Origin of the sequence: Carnobacterium sp. (genome assembly GCF_049673005.1) — a bacterium.
GTDB lineage: Bacteria > Bacillota > Bacilli > Lactobacillales > Carnobacteriaceae > Carnobacterium_A.
Genome location: NZ_JBATXB010000012.1, coordinates 1 through 8,089, shown reverse-complemented (window position 1 = coordinate 8,089; position 8,089 = coordinate 1). Strand labels below are relative to the sequence as shown.

Below are 8,089 nucleotides of genomic sequence, written 5' to 3'. Positions count from 1 at the left end.
TAGATCCTATTTTAGTAGCCTTTGTTGCTAAAAATGCACCAAAAGGTTCACTTTCTACTGCACTAAGTGCCTATAACTTTATTGGAATGTCTAGTTCAATTATAGCTCCTTTCTTAACAGGTTGGATAACAGACCAATTCGGATCAATGCAAATAGGTTTTTATCTAGCTGCCGTATTGCTATTAGTAGGTTTAGTAGTCTTTAGTTTCGTTAAAGAAGATGAAGTCGTAGCCTTTGATTAATTCATGAAATAGTTAAAAAAATTCAAAAGATAAAACCCTTCGTATTTCTTTTACGTGGGGTTTTATTTATTAATTTTTGTTTAAATACTTGGACTTCACGGTTTTTAATAAGAAAACAACTGATGGTTTTCATTTCAACTTCATTAAAGTTATGTTATACTATCGGAAGAGAGTTAAACAAGTAATGGATTTCAAGAGGTAATTTCACACTCTGTATACACTTCCCATTCGGGGGCGTTACGGATTCGACAGGTATAGGTCGAGCTTGGGTCGCGCTTCGTAGGTTACGTCTACGTTAAAACGTTACAGTTAAAATAACTGCTAAAAACAATAACAACTCTTACGCTTTAGCTGCGTAATAACAGCTTAGTGTAGATCCTCTCGGCATCGCCCATGTGCTCGAGCAAGGGTCCTATAATAAGTGGGATACGCTAAAACTTTCCGTCTGTAAGTTTTAGAAGAGATCATCAGACTAGCAAAGTATGATGCCGGTTGTGTGGCTGATACCGCGCGAATCTTTAAGTAGCATAACTATGAGCGTAGACGCCTAGGTGCCGATATATTTGGACGCGAGTTCGACTCTCGCCGTCTCCATTGATGATGCTGAGTTAAGTTAGCATCTACATGGTATAACAAAAATGCATTTGAACCGTTGGTAAAACAACGAATCAAATGCATTTTTTTGTTTCATATAAATAGCGTAGACGTATGTGTTGCTAACAACCTCCACAAGAAAGAGTGGTATCTTTTTCTAGCTAGTTAACTCAAAAAAATCCCTTTGAGACTAGCATATTTGTCTCAAAGGGATTTTTATTTAGTCAATGAATGTGTTTAATGTCTAGCTCGTTTATGCTTGTTTCTTTTTGAAAACCATAAAGAAAATTGCTCCAGCTGTAACTAACATAGCTACTAGAAGAGGTGTAGTGCTTTCTAATCCAGTTTTTGCAACCGTTTCTTCTTCCATGTCAACTTCTTGTAATGCGAAGTTTGACGGAACTAAAACGGTATCAATAACGTGAACAACACCATTTGTTGCTTCAATATCTGTTGAAGTAATCATAGATTTGTTAACCATTGGATCTCCTGAAAGATCAAACATTAACTCTTCACCATTTACTGTTGGAGCTTTCATTCCATCTGTTAAATCAGCAGCCAATACTTTTCCAGAAACAACATGATAAGTAAGAACTTTTGCTAAATCAGGTTGTGCTAGTAATTCGTCAGCTGTAATATCTAATTCCATTAACAGTTTTTCAAATGCAGCATTGGTTGGTGCGAATACAGTGAAAGGACCGTCTCCTTTAAGCGTATCAACTAGTTCAGCTTTTTGAAGAGCGGATACTAGGATACTGAAGTCTGGGTTACTAAGAGCGATACCTACTACGTCTTCTGTAGGTTCTGCATTAGCAGTAGCGGCAAAAATTGGCGATAGCAATAGTAGAGTGACAAGGGAAAATGCAATCTTCGAAATCTTATTCATTTCTATCCATCTCCTTTGTGACAGAGTTATATTTTGTTATCTCTGTCTACATAAGTTATACTACCATTACAATGTAAACGTTGTCAAAATTTATGAACTCGAAAGTTAAAAGGAGGAATTCGCGTGAAAAAAAAATACTGGATAGCGATTTTATCTAGCATATTATTGATACAATCCGCCTACTATTACACCATTGTATCAGCTCAACGCAAAGACGTTAAGACTCCAGAAAGTACACTAGTGCAAACAACACTTAAAGATAAAGAAGTTAAAGAAGAAATAAAGCCCGTTGAAAAGATTGTTGAAGAAGAAAGAATTTTCGAGAAAAATGCAGCAGCAGAATACTACGATCTTAATTCAGATTATGTTGGATGGTTAACTATTGAGGATACTGAAGTTGACTATCCAGTTGTTCGTGGAAAAGACAATGATTTTTATTTAAAGCATAATTTTTATAAAGAAGAAGATGTTTTAGGTGCAATATTTATGGATTATCGGAATGCAGGTATGGGATTAGATAAGCATACGATTCTATATGGTCATTACGCTAAGTACGGACAAATGTTTAAAGATTTAGACCGTTATCTTTCTGAAGATTTTTTAACAGCAAACTCTGAATTTATTTTTACTGATTCCTTCACAAAAAGAACATATAAAATTTTCTCTGTACATCCTTCTGATGCAAACGCTGATTTTGTTGATGTGTCTTTTGAAGATGGAGAGTTCACTGAATTTGTTGATACGCTAAAAAATGAATCAATTTTTTCATTAGATACTCCAGTCTCTGAAGAAGATACGATCTTGACCTTAGTTACTTGTAATTATGATGTGAATGATGGTAGACTTTTTATTCATGCCGTTGAGATAACAGAGTAAGATAGTAGTGATATTTGGCGGATAGACTAGTTGTACAAATTAAGATAGGGGAAGAGAAATGACTGATCCGATAGAATTGTTGCAAAAGTATATTAATGAAGCAAACCATATTACTTTTTTTGGGGGAGCGGGAGTGTCTACTGAAAGTGGACTCCCTGATTACCGTTCTGATACTGGCGCCTACACTGAATTAGAAAAACAAAAATTAGATCCTAGAAGAGTGATGAGTAAACGTTACTTAGTGAATTCACCCGAAAAATTTTTTAATCAATCGAGTAAAGATAAGAAACGGATAAAACCTGAACCGAATGCCGCTCATCTTTATTTAGCACAACTAGAAAATAAACCAAAAGATGTTCGGATCATCACTCAAAATGTTGACCGATTGCATCAAGTTGCAGGAAGTAAACTAGTTGTCGAATTGCATGGCAATAACCGTCATTTTCACTGCATGGAATGCGGTCGTGAATACAAACCTAAAGAAATTCAAAAAGATGAGCAAAATATTCCACGTTGTCCAATTGATAATGGCATTATAAGAGCGGACGTTGTTTTATTTGGCGAGAATATTAAGCCTGAAGTCTTGCAGAGAGCAAAAGAACTTATTGCTAGCTCTGACTTACTCATTATTGCAGGTACTTCTCTAACCGTTCACCCGGCTAAAAATCTAATTCACTATTTTAAAGGGAAACGAGTTATCGTTATTAATAAAACGCCTTTGAAAATTGATTTCCCGGTAGATCTAGTAATTAAAGAGGCTGTTGGTGAAACGTTCAAACAATTATCTATTTAAAGAAAGAAAAAAAGACGTGCGATTTTTCGCATGTCTTTTTGGTTTGCTCTTTTATTTACTATAGATACTCATTGCAGCAAGGATACCTTCACCTTTGTTGATTTTTGCCCCATTTATAAGTAGCGACGCTTCTAATGCAGCTAGTGTTAATAAAACATTTTCTTTGCGACTGCTATACCCCATATTTCCAATACGCCATGCTTTACCAACTAGAGGACCAAATGAACTAGCTATCTCAACACCAAAGTTTTCCAATAAAGTTGAACGTAAAGCAGCTTCATCAACCCCTTCAGGCACGTTTACACAAGTAACTGTAGGTAATTTTGATTTAGGATTTCCGAAAATAGTTAACCCCATCGCTTTTAAACCAGTAATCATAGCTTTTTCATTTAACGCGTGACGCTCGTATCGATTCATCAAACCTTCTTCTTTCACCAAACGCAATCCTTCGTATAAAGCATAAATCATTGACGTTGCTTCTGTATGATGATTGATGCCCTCATTACTCCAGTAGCGTTGCAATTGACTTAAATCTAAGTAATTGCTTTTAATAAATCGCTTATTACGAACTTTAGGATCTAGTCCTAATTCTTTTTGGTAACGAGAAGTTAAGATTTTTTCAACACGCTCATTATAGGTAATAAGTGACATACCTGCTGGAACACTTAATCCTTTTTGGGTCCCACCCACAGCGATATCAATTCCCCATTCATCAACTTTAACCGATGTACTCCCAAAGGTGGCGACAGCATCGACGATAAAAAGAACGCCATTTTCCTGACAGTAACGACCAATCGTTTTTAGTTCTTGCATCTGTCCAGTAGAAGTTTCTCCGTGTACCATTGCTAGCACCTTAGGTTTGTATTCTTTAATAGCAGCGATGACTTCCTCTGGTTCGAATGTTTCTCCCCAATCTTTTTCAATTAATCTACTGTCCGCCCCAACGCGCTCAGCTAACTCTGCCCATAAATAAGCAAAACGACCAAATGCTGGAATTAATACACGGTCTCCCTCTTCAATCAGTCCAAGCATAGCAGCTTCAAGTCCAGAACGTGAAGAACCATCAATTGCAAAAGTGTAAGCATTAGTTGTTTCAAACGGAATTTTTAACAAGTCGCTTACTTCTCCCATAAGACCTCGGAATACAGGGTCATATTGCCCTAAAATAGGCATGCTCATAGCTCTTAGAACACGAGGGTCAACTTCAACAGGCCCAGGCGTCATTATAATACGTTTTGGAATAGAAATTTCTTTCATGATTAAAACCTTCTTTCAATTTTTTATGAGTTGAATTCTTTACCTACTAGTGTATAGTAAATTAAGCACCACTAGCATTATTTAAATCAACTAAAGGCAGGATTGTTTTTAGTACAAATCATCTAAAAAGTATCATGAATAAACATTCATCCTATCTAACTATGGAGGGAACCAGATGACGACGCTTAAAGAGATATTGGATCTACCAAGATTTTCCAACATTCATGTTATAAATAAGCAGGCTGATTTATCTAGGGAAGTAGAAACAATTGAAATTACTGAAACACCAGATGTAGCTTTATATCTGCCTAAAAATACTTTTTTACTAACAACGGCAATGGCATTTCAAAACAACCCTAAAATGTTATGCGATTTTATTCACTCGCTTAATGAATTACCAGTAGCCGGTCTAGGAATTAAATTAGGAAGATTTATTAGTGAACTAGATGCTGAAGTCATAGCCTTTGCAGATAAGCTGAATTTTCCTTTGCTCCAAATTCCAAGTACCGTTACATTAGGAACACTATCTCACCAACTGCTTTCTTATGTATGGGATCAACAAACAGACAAACTATATTATGCGTTAGATATTCAAAAAAAGTTTTCTAATTTAATGATCAAAGGTGCTGATTTAAGAACCTTAGTCAGCCACTTAGGGACTGTTTTAAAACGTCCGGTTATGTTAGTTAATCCCTTTACGGAAATTATTGCAGAGTCAAAGCATTTCCAACAAGATCTTAGTTTTGCGAATTACCATCAGCACCAATTGATACCTTACTTAAAAAATAGACAACACACGGATAAAGAAGCCTCATTTCTTTTTGAAATAGACAACGACAACAAGTTGCTTGTTACAGTATTTCCAATTAAAATGAATGCTTACTTTCCCTACTTACTAGTCATTTTTAAAGCCGATCAAATTCCGTATCCTTTTTCACAATTTGCTATTGAACAAGCGAATACAGTTCTTTTACACACTCTATATAAAAATCTAAAAGTAACTGAAAGTAAATTAAAACTAAGAGAAGGATTTTTCTCTCAATTAATGAAAAAAACCTCTCAAAATAAGAAACCAGCAACTAACTGGTTAGATTATGGAAAAGATTATGGCTTAGTTCGTTCTTCTACTTATACCATTATTCTCGTTCATTTCGAAAACGAAGAATCGATAATAGACAACAATCTTGAAGCAGAAAGGTACCATTTAACCTATGAATGGTTGGAAAGACAACTTTCTCATCATTTCGGTAATGCCTTATTATTTCCAGTTAAAGATACACACTATTATGGAGTACTCTTGCAAAAAACTGAACCAAAATTAAAAAACAAACTATCTTTGATCCATCATCAATTAAAAGAACGTTTGCCAATTACGCTTCACTTCTCAATTGGAAATAATGTAAATGAAGTAACCTCTATTCATTTTTCCTATAAAGAAGCTTTAGAAACGTATAAAACAATTGCGCAGACTACTTCTCTTGAATTTGTTCATTATTATCAGACTAAAGGGTTTAAGCAACTAATTGAGAATACTCCTTTAGAACAAGTTGACCATTTTTGTACAACAACGTTAAAAAAACTAGCCTTTCCTATTAGTGATATGGATAAAGAATTAAGAAAAACATTAAAAACATTTTTGGAGTCGCAATGCGACATTACGCTCACTGCAAAACTATTATTCATTCATCGAAACACGGTTAAATACCGAATTGCAAAATGTGAAGAGATTTTTGAAACGCCAATTAATGATCCTAATCTATCTTTGAGACTTAGATTAGCTTTAGAATTAACAGAAGAAGAGAGTTTGAATGAAAAATAAGGCAACTCGATTAGATAGATAAAAATAAATATTGAAATTGTCCGTACTGTAAATTTGCAGTAGCGGATAATTTTTTTCTTTACTTATCGAACACGTGTTCGTATAATGAAGATGAGGTGAGTGAGATGGAAAATAAAACAGTACGGGTAGAAAAGTATGATTTTAAGTATATTTTAGTAGATGAACGAACCTTTACAAAATCTGATGAAGTAAATGATTTAAGTAAAGAGATCATCCATTATATAGACCCCACACAAAATAAAAATTTTTATTTTAACTATGCGGCTGAATTTTTTGATATTAATATGAGAACTACTGGAAGGTATAGGTTAGATGGCGTTCCATTTGGTTGTCACCCCGTAATTGTTTTCGTAGAAGAAGTAGAGATAAAGAAGCACTCACTAAAAAAATGAGGAAATAGAATCTAATAGGAGGGATTAGAATGAACTCAGCCATCGTAACCGGGAAAATCATTTCTGAAATAGAGATTAAAAATAGTGCAACTCTAAATGTAGTTTGTCGGTTCAATCTTACTTTAGGTGATCGGCTATTTGATTGTTTGGTTACCGGTTCTAAAACTCATAAATTTAAATACGATGTTGAAAAGGGAATGGAAGTAACAATAGAGGCTGTTTTTAATGATCAAATGCAATTGATGGTTTATGGCTATACGACGCATTCTTATCCTAATTATTTTGGACAATTATTTGACTCTAGAGGGTATGCATTATCTCAAGATAAAGAATATTTTTAATGAAGATATAAAATTAACGTACCACAGTATATCGACCGCTGGAAAGATGAAAATTAAAGCAATACAAAAATAAAAGAGGGCATTACTAGATTAATCCAATCTAGTAATGCCCTCTTTATGGTGAGATTAGTTAAATGAAAGAACGCGTTCATCGTCGTCCATGTACTCTTTTGCTGGAGCAGGTGCTTCAATTGAACCGAAGGGCATTTGTGCACGTAATTTCCACTCAGAAGGTAAGTTCCATTCAGAATGAACCGCATCATCAATTAATGGATTATAGTGTTGTAAGCTAGCACCAATAGATTCAAGCGCTAGGGCAGTCCATACTGAATGTTGGGCTATTCCAGATGATTGTTCTGACCATACTGGAAAGTTATCTGCGTAAAGTGCGAATTGTTCTTGTAAATGTTTTACAATACTCATTTCTTCAAAGAATAGGATTGTGCCATAACCTGAACGAAATGAATCTAATTTTTTAATCGTTGGAGTAAAATCCTGTCCTTCAGGAATAGCTGATTTTAAGGCGGTCTCTGTTAGACTCCATAATTTTTCATGAGATTCTCCAAATAATACAACGGCACGGGATGTTTGTGAGTTAAATGCTGTCGGGCTTTCTTTAATAGCCTTTTTCACTAATTCCATAATGTTTTCGTTTGATAGAGACACGTTTCTTCCTAAAGCATAGATTGAACGGCGTTCTTTTAACAAATCGATGTACTTATTTTCCATGTAAATCATTCCTCCTTTAAAGTAGCTTACTTATCAAGTATAGCAACTTTCTTTTAGTAAGCAAACGAAAAGGTCTTGAGTTACTAAATTAACAGGAAAAAACTATTTCCAGCCAATTGAATTAGCGAAAATAGTTCTT

9 protein-coding genes and 1 other RNA gene are annotated in these 8,089 nt (G+C 34.8%); 7 read left to right on the top strand and 3 right to left on the bottom strand.

Annotated features, from left to right (window positions below; all coding sequences use genetic code 11):
* Nucleotides 1-242, top strand: a 242-nt coding sequence (locus tag WBF61_RS01170; protein WP_424253185.1) for an MFS transporter, incomplete at its 5' end; no start/stop codon positions are given.
* A gap of 230 nt (nt 243-472) precedes the next feature.
* Nucleotides 473-839: a transfer-messenger RNA gene (ssrA, locus tag WBF61_RS01165) on the top strand.
* Nucleotides 840-1,089: 250 nt separating this feature from the next.
* On the opposite strand, the gene WBF61_RS01160 is transcribed toward ssrA, so the two are convergent.
* Entirely contained in the window at nt 1,090-1,722 is a 633-nt protein-coding gene (locus WBF61_RS01160) for a fasciclin domain-containing protein (RefSeq protein ID WP_424253184.1), read from the bottom strand.
* Nucleotides 1,723-1,845: 123 nt separating this feature from the next.
* Between WBF61_RS01160 and srtB the strand changes: the two genes are divergently transcribed.
* Both srtB and WBF61_RS01150 read left to right on the top strand, forming a co-directional pair.
* A complete protein-coding gene (gene srtB / locus WBF61_RS01155) occupies nt 1,846-2,598 on the top strand; it encodes a class B sortase (protein ID WP_424253182.1) in 753 nt (250 codons plus the stop codon).
* Between the two features lie 58 nt (nt 2,599-2,656).
* Nucleotides 2,657-3,391, top strand: a complete 735-nt coding sequence (locus WBF61_RS01150; protein ID WP_424253180.1) for an NAD-dependent protein deacylase — start codon at nt 2,657-2,659, stop codon at nt 3,389-3,391.
* Between the two features lie 51 nt (nt 3,392-3,442).
* Here WBF61_RS01150 and WBF61_RS01145 read toward each other — a convergent pair whose 3' ends face one another.
* The gene (locus tag WBF61_RS01145) at nt 3,443-4,651 is read right to left on the bottom strand and encodes a pyridoxal-phosphate-dependent aminotransferase family protein (protein WP_424253187.1); all 1,209 of its coding nucleotides are present in this window, start codon (nt 4,649-4,651) and stop codon (nt 3,443-3,445) included.
* A gap of 172 nt (nt 4,652-4,823) precedes the next feature.
* On the opposite strand from WBF61_RS01145, the gene WBF61_RS01140 reads away from it, so the two are divergent.
* The 3 genes from WBF61_RS01140 (at nt 4,824) to WBF61_RS01130 (ending at nt 7,221) form a co-directional block, all read left to right on the top strand.
* Nucleotides 4,824-6,467: a PucR family transcriptional regulator gene (locus WBF61_RS01140; RefSeq protein ID WP_424253178.1), complete on the top strand. Its 1,644-nt coding sequence runs from the start codon at nt 4,824-4,826 to the stop codon at nt 6,465-6,467.
* Nucleotides 6,468-6,592: 125 nt separating this feature from the next.
* Nucleotides 6,593-6,880, top strand: a complete 288-nt coding sequence (locus WBF61_RS01135) for a hypothetical protein (RefSeq protein WP_424253176.1) — start codon at nt 6,593-6,595, stop codon at nt 6,878-6,880.
* Between the two features lie 29 nt (nt 6,881-6,909).
* Nucleotides 6,910-7,221, top strand: a complete 312-nt coding sequence (locus WBF61_RS01130; protein ID WP_424253175.1) for an ssDNA-binding protein — start codon at nt 6,910-6,912, stop codon at nt 7,219-7,221.
* Nucleotides 7,222-7,347: 126 nt separating this feature from the next.
* On the opposite strand, the gene WBF61_RS01125 is transcribed toward WBF61_RS01130, so the two are convergent.
* Nucleotides 7,348-7,950 carry a nitroreductase family protein gene (locus tag WBF61_RS01125; RefSeq protein ID WP_424253174.1) on the bottom strand — a complete coding sequence of 201 codons (603 nt, stop codon included), beginning with the start codon at nt 7,948-7,950 and terminating at the stop codon, nt 7,348-7,350.
* Nucleotides 7,951-8,089: the final 139 nt, after the last annotated feature.